19 protein-coding genes are annotated in these 15,644 nt (G+C 69.4%); 8 read left to right on the top strand and 11 right to left on the bottom strand.

The window, feature by feature from the left end; translation table 11 throughout:
• Positions 1-30 precede the first annotated feature (30 nt).
• A complete protein-coding gene (locus RNB18_RS43455; protein WP_311719662.1) occupies positions 31-1,551 on the top strand; it encodes a vWA domain-containing protein in 1,521 nt (506 codons plus the stop codon).
• Positions 1,552-1,577: 26 nt separating this feature from the next.
• On the opposite strand, the gene RNB18_RS43450 is transcribed toward RNB18_RS43455, so the two are convergent.
• From RNB18_RS43450 to RNB18_RS43440, 3 genes are all read right to left on the bottom strand, one after another.
• Positions 1,578-2,273 carry a chaplin gene (locus tag RNB18_RS43450; RefSeq protein WP_311719661.1) on the bottom strand — a complete coding sequence of 232 codons (696 nt, stop codon included), beginning with the start codon at positions 2,271-2,273 and terminating at the stop codon, positions 1,578-1,580.
• A 230-nt stretch (positions 2,274-2,503) separates the two neighbouring features.
• The gene (locus tag RNB18_RS43445; protein ID WP_311719660.1) at positions 2,504-2,779 is read right to left on the bottom strand and encodes a hypothetical protein; all 276 of its coding nucleotides are present in this window, start codon (positions 2,777-2,779) and stop codon (positions 2,504-2,506) included.
• A 75-nt stretch (positions 2,780-2,854) separates the two neighbouring features.
• Positions 2,855-3,598 carry a hypothetical protein gene (locus tag RNB18_RS43440; protein WP_311719659.1) on the bottom strand — a complete coding sequence of 248 codons (744 nt, stop codon included), beginning with the start codon at positions 3,596-3,598 and terminating at the stop codon, positions 2,855-2,857.
• Between the two features lie 466 nt (positions 3,599-4,064).
• On the opposite strand from RNB18_RS43440, the gene RNB18_RS43435 reads away from it, so the two are divergent.
• The 3 genes from RNB18_RS43435 (at position 4,065) to RNB18_RS43425 (ending at position 5,507) form a co-directional block, all read left to right on the top strand.
• Entirely contained in the window at positions 4,065-4,589 is a 525-nt protein-coding gene (locus RNB18_RS43435; RefSeq protein ID WP_311719657.1) for a hypothetical protein, read from the top strand.
• Between the two features lie 155 nt (positions 4,590-4,744).
• A complete protein-coding gene (locus RNB18_RS43430; RefSeq protein WP_057609606.1) occupies positions 4,745-5,023 on the top strand; it encodes a hypothetical protein in 279 nt (92 codons plus the stop codon).
• A 199-nt stretch (positions 5,024-5,222) separates the two neighbouring features.
• Positions 5,223-5,507 carry a hypothetical protein gene (locus tag RNB18_RS43425; protein WP_311719656.1) on the top strand — a complete coding sequence of 95 codons (285 nt, stop codon included), beginning with the start codon at positions 5,223-5,225 and terminating at the stop codon, positions 5,505-5,507.
• Between the two features lie 129 nt (positions 5,508-5,636).
• Here the strand turns inward: RNB18_RS43425 and RNB18_RS43420 are convergent, their stop codons facing one another.
• From RNB18_RS43420 to RNB18_RS43395, 6 genes are all read right to left on the bottom strand, one after another.
• The gene (locus tag RNB18_RS43420; protein WP_311719655.1) at positions 5,637-5,993 is read right to left on the bottom strand and encodes a hypothetical protein; all 357 of its coding nucleotides are present in this window, start codon (positions 5,991-5,993) and stop codon (positions 5,637-5,639) included.
• 280 nt (positions 5,994-6,273) lie between these two features.
• Positions 6,274-6,582, bottom strand: a complete 309-nt coding sequence (locus RNB18_RS43415) for a hypothetical protein (protein WP_311719654.1) — start codon at positions 6,580-6,582, stop codon at positions 6,274-6,276.
• Between the two features lie 121 nt (positions 6,583-6,703).
• Entirely contained in the window at positions 6,704-7,051 is a 348-nt protein-coding gene (locus RNB18_RS43410; RefSeq protein WP_057609603.1) for a hypothetical protein, read from the bottom strand.
• 37 nt (positions 7,052-7,088) lie between these two features.
• Positions 7,089-7,334 carry a hypothetical protein gene (locus RNB18_RS43405; RefSeq protein WP_057609602.1) on the bottom strand — a complete coding sequence of 82 codons (246 nt, stop codon included), beginning with the start codon at positions 7,332-7,334 and terminating at the stop codon, positions 7,089-7,091.
• Positions 7,335-7,548: 214 nt separating this feature from the next.
• A complete protein-coding gene (locus RNB18_RS43400) occupies positions 7,549-8,961 on the bottom strand; it encodes a condensation domain-containing protein (protein ID WP_311719653.1) in 1,413 nt (470 codons plus the stop codon).
• Positions 8,962-9,229: 268 nt separating this feature from the next.
• Positions 9,230-9,622: a rodlin gene (locus RNB18_RS43395; RefSeq protein ID WP_311719652.1), complete on the bottom strand. Its 393-nt coding sequence runs from the start codon at positions 9,620-9,622 to the stop codon at positions 9,230-9,232.
• 246 nt (positions 9,623-9,868) lie between these two features.
• Here RNB18_RS43395 and RNB18_RS43390 point away from each other — a divergent pair, with 246 nt between their 5' ends.
• The 3 genes from RNB18_RS43390 to RNB18_RS43380 all read left to right on the top strand — a co-directional run bounded on the left by RNB18_RS43390 (position 9,869) and on the right by RNB18_RS43380 (position 11,504).
• Positions 9,869-10,261, top strand: a complete 393-nt coding sequence (locus RNB18_RS43390; protein ID WP_311719651.1) for a rodlin — start codon at positions 9,869-9,871, stop codon at positions 10,259-10,261.
• 199 nt (positions 10,262-10,460) lie between these two features.
• Entirely contained in the window at positions 10,461-10,712 is a 252-nt protein-coding gene (locus RNB18_RS43385) for a chaplin (protein ID WP_311719650.1), read from the top strand.
• Between the two features lie 105 nt (positions 10,713-10,817).
• Positions 10,818-11,504, top strand: a complete 687-nt coding sequence (locus tag RNB18_RS43380) for a chaplin (protein ID WP_311719649.1) — start codon at positions 10,818-10,820, stop codon at positions 11,502-11,504.
• A gap of 73 nt (positions 11,505-11,577) precedes the next feature.
• On the opposite strand, the gene RNB18_RS43375 is transcribed toward RNB18_RS43380, so the two are convergent.
• On the bottom strand, positions 11,578-12,870 hold the full coding sequence (locus tag RNB18_RS43375; protein ID WP_311719647.1) for an NAD(P)-binding domain-containing protein: 1,293 nt from the start codon (positions 12,868-12,870) through the stop codon (positions 11,578-11,580).
• On the bottom strand, positions 12,870-14,186 hold the full coding sequence (locus tag RNB18_RS43370) for a carboxylate--amine ligase (RefSeq protein WP_311719646.1): 1,317 nt from the start codon (positions 14,184-14,186) through the stop codon (positions 12,870-12,872). The genes RNB18_RS43375 and RNB18_RS43370 overlap by 1 nt, the downstream gene beginning before the upstream one ends.
• A 169-nt stretch (positions 14,187-14,355) precedes the next feature.
• Between RNB18_RS43370 and RNB18_RS43365 the strand changes: the two genes are divergently transcribed.
• The gene (locus tag RNB18_RS43365) at positions 14,356-15,639 is read left to right on the top strand and encodes a glycoside hydrolase family 26 protein (protein ID WP_311719644.1); all 1,284 of its coding nucleotides are present in this window, start codon (positions 14,356-14,358) and stop codon (positions 15,637-15,639) included.
• Positions 15,640-15,644 lie beyond the last annotated feature (5 nt).

Here is a 15,644-nt window from a genome sequence, read left to right as displayed (position 1 = left end):
CGGCGTCAACTGGCCAAGGGGGCACGGACGATGGACCGGTACGGGACACGGCGGCTGCGGGCCGCTCTCCTCGCACTCACCGCGACGGGCGGCCTGCTCCTCACGGGATGCGGGGCGGGCGGCTCGGGCGACGACAGCAGTAAGGACCGGGCGAACGGCGCAAGCGCCTTCCCGGCCCCCGAGTACAGCCGGGGAAGCGGCGAACGCGACGACGAGTCCCGCGACACCGCCCCCGACCACCTCTCCACCTTCGCCCTCGACGTCGACACCGCGTCCTACGGCTACGCCCGCCGCACTCTCGCCGACGGACAGCGCCCCGACCCCTCGACGATCCGCCCCGAGGAGTTCGTCAACAGCTTCCGCCAGGACTACGAGCGTCCCGACGGCAACGGCTTCACGGTGACCGTCGACGGCGCCCGCACCGACGAGAAGAACTGGTCCCTGGTCCGCGTGGGCCTGGCCACCCGGAACGCGGACGGGCAGCGCGGCGAACGCCCGCCGGCCGCCCTCACCTTCGTCATCGACATCTCCGGCTCCATGTCCGAACCCGGCCGGCTCGACCTCGCCCAGGAGTCCCTCGGCGTGATGACGGACCGGCTGCGCGACGACGACTCGGTCGCGATCGTCACCTTCAGCGACAAGGCCGAGACCGTCCTGCCGATGACCCGCCTCGACGGCAACCGCGACGAGATCCACGACGCGATCGACGGCCTGGAGCCCACCTTCTCCACCAACCTCGCGGCCGGCGTCGAGACCGGCTACGCCACCGCCGTCAAGGGCCTGCGCGAGGGCGCCACCAACCGGGTCGTCCTGGTATCCGACGCCCTTGCCAACAACGGCGACACCGACCCCGACACCATCCTCGACCGCATCGACGGCGCCCGCCGCGAGCACGGCATCACCCTCTTCGGCGTCGGCGTGGGCAGCGACTACGGCGACGCCCTGATGGAACGCCTCGCCGACAAGGGCGACGGCCACACCACGTACGTCTCGGACGAGAAGGACGCCCGCGAGGTCTTCTGCGAGCAGCTCCCGCAGAACATCGACCTCACCGCCCGCGACGCCAAGGCCCAGGTCGCCTTCGACCCGGAGACGGTCACCGACTTCCGGCTCGTCGGCTACGACAACCGCCGCGTCGCCGACGACGACTTCCGCGACGACCGCGTCGACGGCGGCGAGGTCGGCCCCGGCCACACCGTCACCGCCCTCTACGCCGTCCGCACCCGGCCGGGCGCGGACGGCCACCTCGCCACCGCCACCGTTCGCTGGCAGGACCCCGAGACCCGCACCCCGCACGAGGAGTCGGGCCAACTGGAGTCGGACAGCCTCGCCGACTCCCTGGGCAGCGCGAGCCCGCGCCTCCAGGTCACCGCGGTGGCCGCCTACTTCGCCGACGCCCTCCGCCGGGGCGACGACCGCTGGAGCCCCCTGCCGGGAGCCCCACACCTGAGCGAACTGGCCGACCGGGCGGACAGGTTGGCGGACATCACGGAGGACCGGGCGGTACGACAGCTCGCCGACACCATCCGGCAGGCGGGTCACCTCGACTGACCATCCCGCCAGGCAGCCGACCGGGATCACCCCTGGCGGCTGCCCACGCTCGAACGGGAGCGCCGGTACAGCACCGCTCCGGCGGTCAGCAGGGCCAGGCTCGCCACGCTCGGCACCCAGGGGTTGTCGGACCCGGTGTGCGCGAGGGTGGCGGCCGCCTCCGGCTGTACGACGGCGGGGGACCCCTCCGGCGCCGAGTGCGCCTTGCCCGGGTGCGACGGCTGGTGAGGGACCCGCGGCGTGGACGGTACGGACCGGTCCTCGGACTCGTTGGGACGGTCGACCGGGCCGTTGACCGACTCGTTGCCGAAGGCGGGATTGCCGATACCCACCAGGTTCGCGCTGTTGCCGGTGAGGTTCACGGGCAGATCGACCGGAAGCTGGACGTTGTTGCCGGAGACCACGCCCGGCGAGTCGTGGGCGCTGCCGTGGGCCGCGGCCCCGCCCGGCGCCTCGGACGACTTGCCGTGCCCGGCTTTGCCGTCCTCGTTGGCACAGCGGTTGCCCATGGCGGGGTTGAGGAGCCCGACCACGTTCAGGGTGTTCCCGCACACGTTCACCGGGACGTCCACGGGCAACTGGACGCCGTTGCCGGAGATCAGCCCGGGCGAGCCCTCTGCGGAGCCGTCAGCTGTGGAGTCGGCCTGCGCCGGCCCCGCGACCGCCATCGCACCAGAGGCGACGGCGACGGCGATCACACTGTTTCGGATAGCCCGTTTCATGGGTCCCTGCCCTTCAGAGATGTCGCGGGTACTCACCCGCACTCGGTAAAACATGCGCGAAACCATGGAAGTAATGGTTTTTCAGTCTTTTGCCCGGAACGGGGTTGTGTGCGTACACCAGTTGGGGCCCGTTCGCACGCCAAGCCGCTCCACGGAAAAACCCTCGCCCCGCACCGAGAGGGTCTCGGCGCAGGGGAGGGTCAAGGCCGCCTGTAGGGCGGTGAAGGCGGTCAGAACGCCTGGTTGTCGCAACCCATGTCCGAACCGAGGTGGTTCTGCTGCGCACCGGGGTTGCCCTCGCCGTTCACCAGGTTGCCCGCCAGGCCGGTCAGGGCGCCGACGCTGCCCAGCACCTCGATGTTCATGTCGTGCGAGCGGCATTCGATGCCCTGCGTGATGTCGAAGTCGTTGCCCGGCTCACCGTGTGCCAAAGCGGTGCCGGCGCCGAAGGAGCCGACACTGCCGAGGATGGCGCCCACGAGGACTGCCTTGTGGAACGTGCGCATGGGGTACTCCATTTCGAGCGGATGGGGTCTGCAACAGATCGAGCTGGGATGGGGCGGACGAGGCTCGGGCGGCCGTCAGCCGAGTCGGGGAAGCCCCAGTTGGCCGACGGGAGGCGCCGCGAGCTGTCCGAGGCCGACCGGCGCCAGCTGCGGCGCGCCCGCCGACGCGAGCTGCGGGTTGATGAGCGGGTTCACCTGCGGGTTGACCTGCGGGTTCACCTGAGGGGTGACAGTCGGCGCCGGCTCTGGCGCGAAGGTCTGGGGGACGGCCAACTGGGGGGCGACCTGCGGCATGACCTGCGGCATGACCTGGGGCGGTGCGGGGGCGGGCGCGGCCTGCGGTGCCGTCTGCGCGGGTACCGCCTGCTGCGCGGACGGCGAGGCGGAGGCCTGTGCCGACCCCTGCGACGAGGCGGCGGCGTAGCTGGTGTGCTGCGGTGCCTGCTGGTAGACGGGCGCCGGGGCGGCCTGCGGTGCCTGCTGGTAGGCGGGTGCGGGCGCGGCCTGGGGGGCCTGCTGGTAGGCGGGTGCGGGTGCGGGTGCGGGTGCGGGTGCGGGTGCGGGCGCGGGCGCGGCCTGCGGTGCCGGCTGGTACGCCGGCGCCGGGGCGGCCTGGGGGGCCTGCTGGTAGGCGGGTGCGGGCGCGGCCTGAGGTGCCGACTGGTAGGCGGGCGCCGGGGCGGCCTGCGGTGCCGCGTTGTCGGGAGCCGGCGCCGGCGGGGGAGTGATGGGAGAGTCGGCATGGCTGATGCCGGTGCCCATGGCGGACAGACCGCTGGCCGCTGCTACTAGGAGCACGGCCTTGTGAAGCTTGCGCATGAAACTCTCGGCCCTTCATACCTGAAATAGGGAAGTTCGTTGCATTGAATGCGGTCACGCGTGCAGCCGGTGCGCTGCTCCCAACTGCACGGTCAGCAACGGTGATCCCGAGTGGCACGCGGACTTCGCATCAAAGCCGGCAGCGACTCGACTCACCCGTTTCAGGTCCACGACCGCTGCCCTCTCCCGGTTGGAACGAGGGCGCCTGGCCGTGGTCACGGATTCCCACGGCCCATCACCCGTTTGCCGCGTGGGGGGCGCGTGTCGCGGCCGGTACGCCGTTTGCGGCAAATGGGTGACCGCGCCCCGGCGCCCGTATCTGCGTCTCTTCTCGTGTCGTTCCCCACGGGGCAAGGACGTTGGTCCATCGCAGCCACTCAGAGCAGTGCGAACAGCTGCAACTGCGCTGCCGTATCAGCGTTTCCCCAGATTTTCGTGCACAGGTCAATGAAGGGCCGAGAATTCCATGCGCAAGCTCCAGCAAATCGCGTTCGTCGTCGCAGCGGCCGGCGGACTGGCCGCCGGCGGGGCAGGATCGAGCTCAGCCGTCACCCCCGTCGCCTTCAACGGGGCTGTGCCGCCTCCCGTTTCGCAGCCGGACGCCCAGGCCACCACAGCCACGTCCGCTCAGGCGACCACGCAGAGCTACGGCTCGCCGGCCGTTCAGCAGCCGGCCCCGGCCCCGGCATCGCAGCGCGGTACCCAGGTTGCACCGCAGCTCAACCCTCAGCTCAACCCGCAGATCAACCCTCAGCTCTCCTCTCCGGCCCCGCAGACGGGGCAGACGGGGCAGACCGGCCGGACGGGGCAGAGCGTCGCTCCGGCCCAGAACAACCTGTTCCGGCCGGCCCAGGAGTGCAGCCCCCAGTCCCTGCTCGACGCGAACGTCCCGGTCGCGGTGCTCGCCGCCTCCCAGACGCGGGGCATCGAATGCACCCAGGCCAACAGTCAGTCGAACGCCCTCTCCAGCGCCTTCGCCAACGCGCGCTAGCTCTTCGCGCGCGATACGACTTTCGGGTGTTTTCGCTCCGCGATCACGAAATCGGCGCGCCTCTGACCGTTTTGAGATACTTCGCACTAATCTCTTGTAACTGTAAGGAGTCGATCTAACACAGATCGCACCCAATCACTCTCACCGGAGATGACATGCGCAAGCTTCGCAACGTTGCCGTCCTGGTCGTTGCCCTCGGCAGCATCGGCCTCGTGGGTGGCACCGCCCACGCCGACGGTCATGGAGGGAAGGACGGCGGGGACCTGTTCAAGATCACGCAGGGCAACACCTGCCGCTCGCACGACGTGAACATTGACGTCCTCGGCAACCTCGGCCTCCTCAACGGCCTTGTGGGCATCGGCGACGAGGGCAACCCGGGTGCTCAGTCCTTCGACCAGGGCTCCAAGGTGAGCTGCAGCAACAGCGCCTTCTGAGGTTCTGACCGGCGTTAGGCGCCGAACTCCGCAAATGGTCCCGGCGCAGGGCCGGGACCATTTGCGTACCGCCAGGCCTGCCAGGCGGCGATGGTTCCGGCGTGTCGCCGGAACCTGTCGGCTGTTCCCTTCGGCCTTCTTGACCGCACTGATGTCGATCAACACGGATCGCGTCCACCTCACTCTCACCGGAGATGACATGCACAAGCTCCGCACGGCTGCCGTCCTCGTCGCCGCATTCGGGACCATCGGCCTCCTGGGTGCCGGCACCGCCCACGCCGACCAGGGTGGTCACAGGGGCGGTGGCGACACTTTCGATGTCATGCAGACCAGCAATTGCAAGTCGCACGACACCAACATCGACATCCTCGGCAACATCGGCATCGGCAACGGCCTGCTGGGCATCAACGACGAGGGTAACCCGGGCGCCCAGCAGATGTCCCAGGGCTCGAGCGTGGGCTGCAGCAACACGTTCGGCAAGTAAGACAAAGATTTTCCCCGGTGCCCCGAATCGCTGACGGGGTACCGGGGATTTTCGTTTCGTCGGCAGACCTTCCGTAAAAGCCGAAATGCCGGGCCGGGAATCATCCCGGCCCGGCATTCGCCGTCATGCTCAGAACTCGATGTGCGGCCTCTTGAACTCCTTGGGCTTCTTGTACTCCTTGGGCAGGGGAGCGTTGTTGGAGCACTCCACGACCGGCCCGACGCTCGTGGCCCCGCCCTTGAGCATCTTGTCCTGCCAGTCCACCATGTGCGGCTGGTCCGACGTCGAGCAGTCCTGTGCCTGCTTGACGATGTGCGCGCCATCCTTGTCGATCTGGGTCTCACTCTTGCGAATGCAGATGATGTCACCCTGCGCGGTGGTCGCGCAGTTGCCGTCGTCCGCGTAGGCGTACGGGGCGCCGAGGCAGATCGCGGCGAGACTCGTGATGAGCCCCGAGGCGGCGGCGATCTTCTGTGCAGTGAACATGTGCGGTATTCCTTTACGATGGAGGCCCGAGCGCACGTGCCATCAATGGGAGTGCACTCGAGCCCGAGAAGGTCGAAACAGACGGCCGCAGCCCGGACGCGTGCCCTGATCGAGCGGCGCGTCCGGGCTGCATTCGCCACGGGGATTCACTCAGCACACCGTTGAACCCGCTGAAGCGGTGCGGGACCGAGACGTTGAGTTCGTGCAATGTGCGTCAGGCTTCCCAGGAACGCGGATGCGTCCGTTGTGGCGCTGTGCGGATGGGCTTGCGGCAAGGTTCTTACTCGCCGTGCTGCTCCTCCGGCTGAGCCTCGGGCTCGGCCTCCGGCTGCTCCTCCGGCTGGGCCTGGGGCTGGGCCTCGGGCTGCTGCTGCTCCTCCGGCTGGGCTTCCGGCTGGCCCTCGGGCTGGGCCTGCGGCAGGGTGTAGTAGTCGCCCCCGAAGGCGACGGCGCTGGCCGACGAGTTGGCCACGGCGCTGATCGGCGGAGGCGCTTCGCCGTTGTCGCCGGCGAAACCGACACCGGCACCGAGGGTGGACAGCCCCGCAATTGCCGCCGCTACGACTGCAGCGCGCTGAAACATACGCATGGTTGACCCTTTCTCACCCGGGCAGGACCGCCCGGCTTGGCTACTCAATGTGAGCATATACACACACCGTGTAGCTATCGAGGATCTACGTTCGCCATGTCGCGTCGTCGGTTTGTGGGGCTCAGCCCAACAGGCCCAACAGGCCGGTCTCCTCCGGTGCGGTGTCGGTCGCGTCGGGTGCAGTCGATGCCGGGGCGGCACAGGTCACCTCGGGGCCTAGCCGCGCCCTGCCATTGCCCAGGGCTGCGGGCGACGTCGCGGGCTTCACCTGTGCGCAGGTCTCCTGGTGGGGGATGACGCCGTCTTCGGGAATCACTCCCGTGATCCGCTGGGTGCAGATGAAACCGAACAGGTCGCGAGTGCAGTTTCCCGGGCCCGCCGCAACATGCGCCTGGGCGATGCCGACGCAGGTCATGAGGAGGCCCCCGGCCAACACCGAAAGGGTCGCGATCTTCCTTCTGTTGAACATCTGATGCGTTGTCCTTTGTGGGGGGTGCCTGCCGAGTTCAGCCCTGGAAGGCGGTGTTGAACTGGCCGCAGGTGGTGGCCGTGGTGGTCGCGAGGCCGAGCACGCCGATCGGGACGTTGTTCTCGGCCACCGTCTGCGGACTGCATTCCTGGTAGGGGCGGTAGAGGTTGTTCACCTGCAGCCCCCCGTCGGAGGTGTCGGCGGCGGCGGTGCCGGCGCCGACGGCGGACAGGCCGCCGGCCGCCACTGCTGCTGCGATCACGACCTGCTGAATCTTGCGCATGGAACACCTCGTTCGTCGCTCGTACGTCACCACTGATTGCCCAGCGTGACTGAACGAATACTAGCAGTAGTCACAGTAGGCACCCGCACGCAACAGGCGTGTTCCTGAGGGGGATACACCCCGCACCATCACCGGGTTGACGCCAACTGCAGTCTCTGGAAACGGGTTGCCGACGGGCGACGGCCCAACACGGTTGAAACAAAGGCAAGTCGCGTCAGGTGAACACCGGCTCCGCTACCCGCAAGCGACCATGCGCGGGCACGGAGACGATCACGTCTCGCAGTCCTTCGGCGTACCGCCGCACGTTCTTGTGGGCGACCTCGGTGTCCGGGTAGCGACAGGCGAACCACAGGCCCTCGTGCAGCCGGTTGACCCAGGCGCACACCTGGTCGCCGTAGGACACCCGGATCAGCCCGTACGCCCTCTGCTCGGCCCAGCGGGCCGAGCCGGGAATGAGGCGGGCATCCACGTACGAGACCATCGAGTACATGTCGGGTGACGTCGGACGGAAGTCCGTGCCGAGCAGGCGCAGTACGCGGGCCAGCGGAATGCGCGCCAGCGACCGGTTGGCCCGCAACTCGGCGCGGACCGCGCCGAGCGCTTCCTCGAAGTCCCGGGCCGCGGGCACCTCGATCGGGGCGCCGCCGACATACCAGCCCACGGAATCCGACCACGCCGACTTCAGCCGGGTGTGGAACGGCACGACCGTGCGGTAGACCGGCTGTCCGCCGAGTTGATGGACGATGAGGCTGGTCGCCGCCAGGATGCCCACCAAACTGCCGCCGTAGGGACGGCAGTACTCCTCGAACGCGGCGGCGGCGCTCGCGTCGACGAGTGGCTCGCACAGCAGCTTCTGGGCGGGCAGAACACCGCCGGGCTGCACACCGAGGTCGACGGGAAACTCCGGGAGCCTTCCGTCGCACCGGCTAACGAACTCCCGCCAGCGCGCGACGATCGCGTGGGTGTCGTCGATCCCGTCCGCGTTCGCGCGCTCCTGCTCGCAGAAGTCGACGTAACTTCCCACCGGCGTACCGACGACGGGCTCTCCCGTGACTCCGGCCATGTACAGCTCGCTGATCTCCTCCGGGATGCGCTGCAGGGAGTAGGCGTCGACATTGGTGTGGTCGAAGGCCATGTACACACTGACGGAGTCCTCGCGAACGACCGCCGCGTACATGAGGTTCGGCCAACCCAGTGCGTCCGCCGCGATGTCGAACCGGCCCTGGAGGTAACTGACCAGCGCCTCCGGCTCGGTGAAGTCACCGACCACCTCACGTTGCAGCGACACGTCCCTCGCATCGAGCGTGAAGCGCTGCATGTCGTCCCCGGCCCACCTGAACCCGCTGCGCAGCGTCTCGTGCCGCAACGTCCAGTCCCGCAGGGCCCCTTCCAGCGCGCCGAGGTCCACGCGCCCCGGCAGGTCGAAGGCCGCCCCGAGCCACGTGGGCACGAACAGACCGTCCTCACGCACCGACCGTGCCGTCCTGACGTGCGACTCCTGGATGTACGCCGGCGGCCGCGGATCCGGTGGCAGCACCGCCGCAGCCGCGACGGTCGCCGCACTGACCGTCCACTCGACGAGTTGTCCGGGCCGGACCTCGCAGCGCTGCATGTCAGAAATTCGCACGGTGGTGTCTCCTTCGCAGAAGACACCAGCTTGATCAAGAGGCCGCCGTGTGGCAGCAGTGGCCGCCGTGTCGCCGTCATTTCAGCAACACGTGTGACACCTCGAACGACGAAGCGATCCCTGTAGACACCAGGACGAGACGGCCTAGTTGAGCACGAGTGTCGCACAACCGGTGCGGTCGGCAAGCCAGTTGCGCGGGGCGCCCGGTCGAGGGCGCACGAAGGGCGGGGCCACCGATCGGTTCGGTGGCCCCGCCCTCCCGTCGATGTCAGCCCTCGCCGTTCTGGGACAGGACCGACACGTCCTCCAGCAGGTGCGCCAGTGCGCCGTCACGCTTGGTCTGGGTGGAGTTCTCGGCACACTGCTGGGTCATGTCGTCCGAGAGGATCGGCACGTCGTGGACCGGGATGAGGTTGACGACAGGGACGCTGACGTCATCCAGAGCGAGGCACGGCTTGTTGAAGGAGCCCTGAATAAGAGCCATCTGGGGGCTCATGTTGCCGTACGTGGTCGAGTTGCCGAAGCTCTGCATCGCCCCGTTGCCGTTCGAGGAGACCGGCCCGGCGTCGTCGCCGAGCGCCATCGCCTGCGGAGCCGCGGCAGCGGCGGCGCCCATGACGGAAGCGGCAATCGCGGCGGTGGCAAAAACCTTCTTGATCACTGGCCAGTCCTTTCGGGGGAAACATCTGCATGGGAGCGATCTGGTTCAACTGCATCGGCGCAGCATGGTTTCTCCCGTTCACTCCGTCGGCCCACACGGAAACCGCCTGGCGAGCCTCGTCGGCCCTGGTGATCAGGTGCACCGGCATTTCATGCGGGCCAACCGGGTGAATCCCCGCAACCAATTCACGAGGGTCCGGTTGATGAGGCCGTAGGACATGCGTCGCTACGACGAAAGGAAAGCGAAGTGCTCAAGAAGGCAATGGTCGCCGCAGCGGCTGCCGCTGGTGTCATTGGCATGTCGGTGGCGGCCGCGCCCCAGGCGCTTGCCATCGGCGACGACAAGGGGCCGACCGTGGCCAACGGGAACGGCGCCTCGTCGAAATTCGGCAACTCGGCGACCAAGGGCGACATGAGCCCGCAGCTCTCCCTGGTCAGTGGCACGCTGAACAAGCCGTGCGCCGCCCTGGAGGACATCAACGTCGCCGTCATCAACCTCATCCCGGTCCAGGACGTGCCGATCCTCTCGGACGACCTGACCCAGCAGTGTGCCGACAACTCCACGCAGGCCAAGCGTGACGGCGCGCTGTCGCACGTCCTGGAGGACGTGTCGGTCCTGTCGTCGAACAGCGAGAAGTAAGCCGCCTCGCAGGGTGAGGGTGTCGGCGGCTGTGTAGCTCTTTCGGCGGTACGGCGGCGGTATTGTGCGGCCCAACCGAGTGAATTTCGGAGTGTCGCACGTTGATTTTCCCTTCTTTGGTCAATTTCTCGTGTGCAGGCTGCTGGTCATGGTGCGAGCCGTACGGCTGTGCTCGCGCGGTTTCGGCCGTCAATGAGGCATGACCGCAGAGAAGGGAAAGTTCATGAAGAAGACCGCTGCTGTCGTTGCGGGCGTGATCATGGCTCTGGGTGCGGCCACTCCGGCCTTCGCTGACGCGGAGGCCCAGGGTGTCGCCGTCAATTCCGGAGGGTTCCTGTCCGGCAACGTGGTCCAGGTTCCCATTCACGCGGCCATCAATGTGTGTGGCAACTCCGTGAATGTTTTCGGGGCCTTGAACCCGGCGTTCGGCAACGTGTGCGTGAACGGCTGACGTCGTTCCGCACCAGCCGTACGGCTGCGTCATGGCCGGCCTTGGACATCCTTGTCCGTTCCAAGGCCGGCTTTTCCATTTCTTCAAGCAGGAAGACGATCAAGAGTGCGACAGACCCTGAGCAGGGGAATGTTCGCGGCCGCCGCCGCGACGAGCCTTCTGTCCCTGTGCGGTAGTCCCGCCCTGGCCGATTCGCAGGCGAACGGGTCCGCCGTGGACTCGCCGGGTGTGGTGTCCGGCAACGACGTGCAGGTCCCGGTCGAGGTGCCGTTGAACCTGTGCGGCAACACGATCGACGTGGTCGCCGCACTCGACCCCGCTTTCGGCAATGACTGCGCAGCGCGGAACGAGGGCGCCGAGGACGACTCCTCATACGGCTCGGGTCAGGACCACGACGAGGACGCGGACGGCGGGACCGAGGGTTCGCCCGGCGTCGGCTCGGGCAACGACGTGCGGGTTCCGGTCGAGGTGCCGTTGAACGTGTGCGGCGACAGCGTCGGTCTGGCCACCGTACTCAACCCCGCCTTCGGCAACGCCTGCGCCGAGGACACCGCCGACGGATACGGCGACACACCTGCGACGACTCCTCCGTCCACCCCACCGCCCGGGGGGAAGAGCACGCCTCCCCCCGCCGACGGCGACCACGTCACCCCGTCGTACACCGGAGACGACCAGCCCGCTCTGGCGGAGACCGGCAGCGAGGCTCTGCTGGCCACATCGGCCGCGAGCGCCGCACTGATCGCGGCCGGAGCCGTCCTGTACCGGCGAAGCCGAGCAACGTCCCGTCGATGACACGTGGAGGGTGCCGGCCGCGCACGCCCGGCATCCTCCACGTGGTCGCCGAGCCACCCGGCCAGGAGTTGTGTCAGGGCCGCACGGCGGGCGCCGCCCCGCGCCGTCCCCGGCCGCTGGGTGCCGGGATCGTTCCGCCGGGTGTGCCTGTGGACAGGTGCCTGCGCACTCCGCCCACGAGCGTGCTCGCCGTGAAGGTGGCCCCGTGCACGAAGCGCATGGCCGGGCCGAAGCCGGACGCCGTCACCAGACCCGCGAGGAACAGCCCTGGACACGAGGACTCGAAGTCCCGCCCGACCTGCGGCGCGCCGTCGGCCACCGTCACCAGGGAGCCGCGCAGTTCGTCGGAGAGCAACCGCAGCCGCTCTCCCGTCGCCCTGAAGCCGGTGGCGGCGATGACATGCTCGGTCTCCAGGGAGCGCAGGGCCCGCCCCGACCCCGACGGTTCCGATCCGGCCCCGCCGCTCACCACATCCAGCCGCACCCCGCCGTGCACCGGACGGGCCGCCGCCACCTCGTGGCCGAGCTGCACCTCGACCACCGGCTCGATCCGGTCCCGCAGCCACCAGGCTCCGGCCGGTCCCAGCGCCGAGGCGCAGATCCGCGTCCGCCTCGCCTCGGGAAGCCGGTGGAAGAGGCCGGGGCGTTCGGAGTAGAACCAGTTGCGCCAGCCGGGGCCGAGGCCGCTGTGAGGAGCGCGCGCCCTCTGCCACCAGGGGCGTTGCCAGGGCGGCGGCACGTCGTTCCACTCCAGCTGGTCGGCGCGCGCGAGGACCCGTACGCGTGTGCCCTGCTCGGCGAGGAGGGCCGCCGTCTCCAGGGCCGCCTGGCCACCGCCGATCACGGTGACGTCCCGGTCGCGGAAGCGGACGAGGTCGTCGTGATGGCTGCTGTGGGAGACCAGGGAGGCGGGGAGCGCGCGCAGGGCGGCCGGCAGCTCCACGAAGGGCATCACACCGACCGCCAGCGCGACCGCGCGGGCGTGCAGGGTCTCGCCGTCCTCGGTGACCGCCTCGAAGCCGCCCGGGCAGGGGGCGATCCGCGCGACCGTGCGCTCGTCCACCTCCGGTACCGCGTTACGGGCGAACCACTGGCCGTACGCGGCGAACATCTCCACCGGGATCGGCTCCCCGTGCTCGGCTGCCACGCCCTGGCCGGCGCAGTACGCGTCCAGCCGCAGACGGCCCGCCGGGTCCGACAGGTTGGACGCCCACGGCTCCGACTTGAGGAACATCCCGCGCGGCATGTGGTCACGCCACGAGGCCATGGGGCGACCGAACACCCGCAGCCGCAGTCCGGCAGCCGCGGCATGGGACGCGATGGACAGACCGTACGGGCCCGCGCCCACCACCAGGAGGTCGTACATCAGCAGCTGCTCACTTTCTTTTCGTCGGACAACCCGTCGGGGAGCCCGTTCGCAAGTGCGGGGGACAGGTAGGGCGTGCCGGGGGAGGGCGGTGGCACGGACACGGTGGCCCCGACCATGCGTCCGGTTCCGTCTCCGCCCGGCCGTCGCAGTCGCTCCCGCACACGGCGGGACACATGGCGTGCCCACAGCCCTCGCATCGCCCGGCCCGGCTCCGGGTCGTCCTCCGCGTGCCAGGCCAGCTCACGTCCGTCGGGGGCGGGACGCAGCAGGGTGAGCGGGGAGTAGTTCTCCACCACGAAGGCGCGCCCCGGCAGGGGCGATCCCTCCGGCAGCGGACGGTGGGTCAGGTCCAGGTGCAGGGCCCGTACGACGTCCAGGTCCGCGCTGTCGCTGAAGAGCCGGAACTGGGCACCGGGGCGCGGGTTGAAGTCGAGAAGGTGGTAGGCGCCGGTCGTGCCGCAGCGGCGGAAGTCGAGATCGAGGATTCCGCGGTAGCCCAGTGCGTCGGTGAGCCGCTCGGCGAGCGCCTGCACGTCCGGGTTCGGCCGCCAGCGCCCCACCGCGGTCAGGCCCGCCGCGCGCGGCCAGGACCGTTCCTTCACACCGGGACCGCCGCCGATCACCGCGCCCGTGCGGGCGGCGTACCCGTGGAAGAACCAGTCGCGGTCCGGGCCCGGCGGCAGGAACGCCTGCAGCAGCAGCCGGCTGCCCGCCTCCTCGGTGCGCAGGTACAGCTCGTGCGCCTCCTGCGGGCTGCGCACCACGACCGTGCTGCGCAGCCCGCCCGTCGTCGGCAGCAGCCAGGGGCGGCTCCACTTCGCCACCACCGGAAGGCCCAGCCGCCAGGCCGCGGCGGCGGCCTCGCCGGCGCCGGCCGGGACGACCGTCTCCGGATGCGGGATGTCCGCGGCCGCGCACACCGCCGCCAACTCGGCCTTGTCGGCCACCCGCTCGGGCAGCGCCGGGGGCTGCTGCGGCAGGAGGTAGGAGGGGGCCAGGTCCTCGCGCAGCCGGCCGACCGCGACCGCGCTCGCGTCGTCCATCGGGATCAGGACGGCGGGGCCGTCGATCCGGGCGGCCACCTGACGCAGTACGACGGCGATGTCGGCCGGGGACGCGCCGGGCGGCGGCGGGGGATGCAACTGCCGTACGAAACGGGACGCGCGGACCGGACTTCCCGCGCAGTCGGCGACCAGGTGCACCTCCAGACCCGCCCGGCCGAGTGAGCGCACGGCACCGAGCGTTCCGTGGTGAAAGGGATTGGGGTCGATCCGCAGCAGTACTGCGGGGACCCGGCTGTCGAACGGCGACACGGCATCGTCCTTCGGTTGTGTCACTCGTGCGGGCGATCGGAACACACGAAAGCCGTAAGCACGGTGGCGGAATTCATATTGATATGACTGAGTGTCAGGTAAGGGAAAGGCCTGAGGGCGCGGCAGAGAGAGCGAAAGCGAAAGTCCGAGCGTGGAGAGAGGAGCAGGCATGGCCCCACAGCATCGACGGACCCGGTCCGGGCGGTTGGCCGTCGTCGCGGCGTCGGTCGTCGCGACGACGGCTCTGGCGTCCGGTCCAGGATTCGCCGCGGGTGCGGGGGTGGCGCGGGCCGCCGATCCTCCCGCTCCGGCACCCGCCGCCACACCGGTCCCCGTGATCCCGGCCCTGCCCGAGCGGCCGAAGGTGACCCCGCCGCCACTCCCGGCCCCGGCATGGCCCGGAAAGCATGCTCCCGCGTTCGGCGCCTACCTCGACTACGGCCCCAGTGGCGTGGCCCGCATGCTCGACCTCAGCCGCTGGCTGGGCGGTGCCGAACTGCGCGTCGGCCACACCTATCTGCCCGGCGACCGCTGGAGCAACATCGAGGGTGCCCCCGGCTTCCTCGACGCGTGGGCGCGCTGGCGCACCGGGCGGGACGACCGGATGTTCGTCCTCAACGTGCCCATGCTGGAGCGCAACGAGGAACACGTCTCCGACGCCGAGGTGCGGCTGCTGCTGCGCCAGGGCGCCGCCGGCCGGTACGACCATCACTTCCGCGCCCTGGCCGAACGGCTGGTGCGGCTGAAGGTGCCGGACACGGTGATCGTGCTCGGCTGGGAGATGAACGGCACCACGTACACCCATCGCTGCGGGCCCGACCCGGAGTCCTGGAAGACGTACTGGAACAGGATCGTCACGACCATGCGTGCGGTGCCGGGGCAGAAGTTCCGGTTCGACTTCGCGCCGTCCCGGGGACGGGACGCCGTGCCCTGGACGCAGTGTTATCCGGGGGACGACTCGGTCGACATCGTTGGCATGGATTCCTACGACCAGCCGTCCGGGGTGACATTCGACGAACAGGTGAATGAGCCCTACGGCCTTCAGGCGCAGGTGGATTTCGCCAAGGCCCACGGCAAGCCCGTCTCCTATCCGGAATGGGGACTGTTCCGCAACGGGGACAACGCCGAATACATGCGGCGCATGCTCGCCTGGATGAACGAGCACAAGCCGCTCTACAACACACTGACCGACTACTGCCCGCACGGTGTGTGGCAGTGCCCGGACAACCCGAGGGCGGCAGAGATCTACCGGTCCCTCCTCTCCGGCACCATCACCGTCCCCACGGAGCCGGTCGAGCCCACCGACCCCGTCACGGAGCCGGTCGAGCCCACCGTCCCCGCCAGCCCGACGAGTCCGCCCAAGTGCTCGCCGTTGGATCTGGGCGACTGGGTCGAGTACTGGCTCGGCGGGAAGCTGTGCCTGCGCTTCGACTGGTGGGCGCGCAACCGGTAGCGCGA

This window comes from Streptomyces doebereineriae (assembly GCF_031845645.1).
GTDB classification, from domain to species: domain Bacteria; phylum Actinomycetota; class Actinomycetes; order Streptomycetales; family Streptomycetaceae; genus Streptomyces; species Streptomyces canus.
Note: the sequence above shows the minus strand (reverse complement) of the source record. Positions and strands in the feature narration are given on the sequence as shown.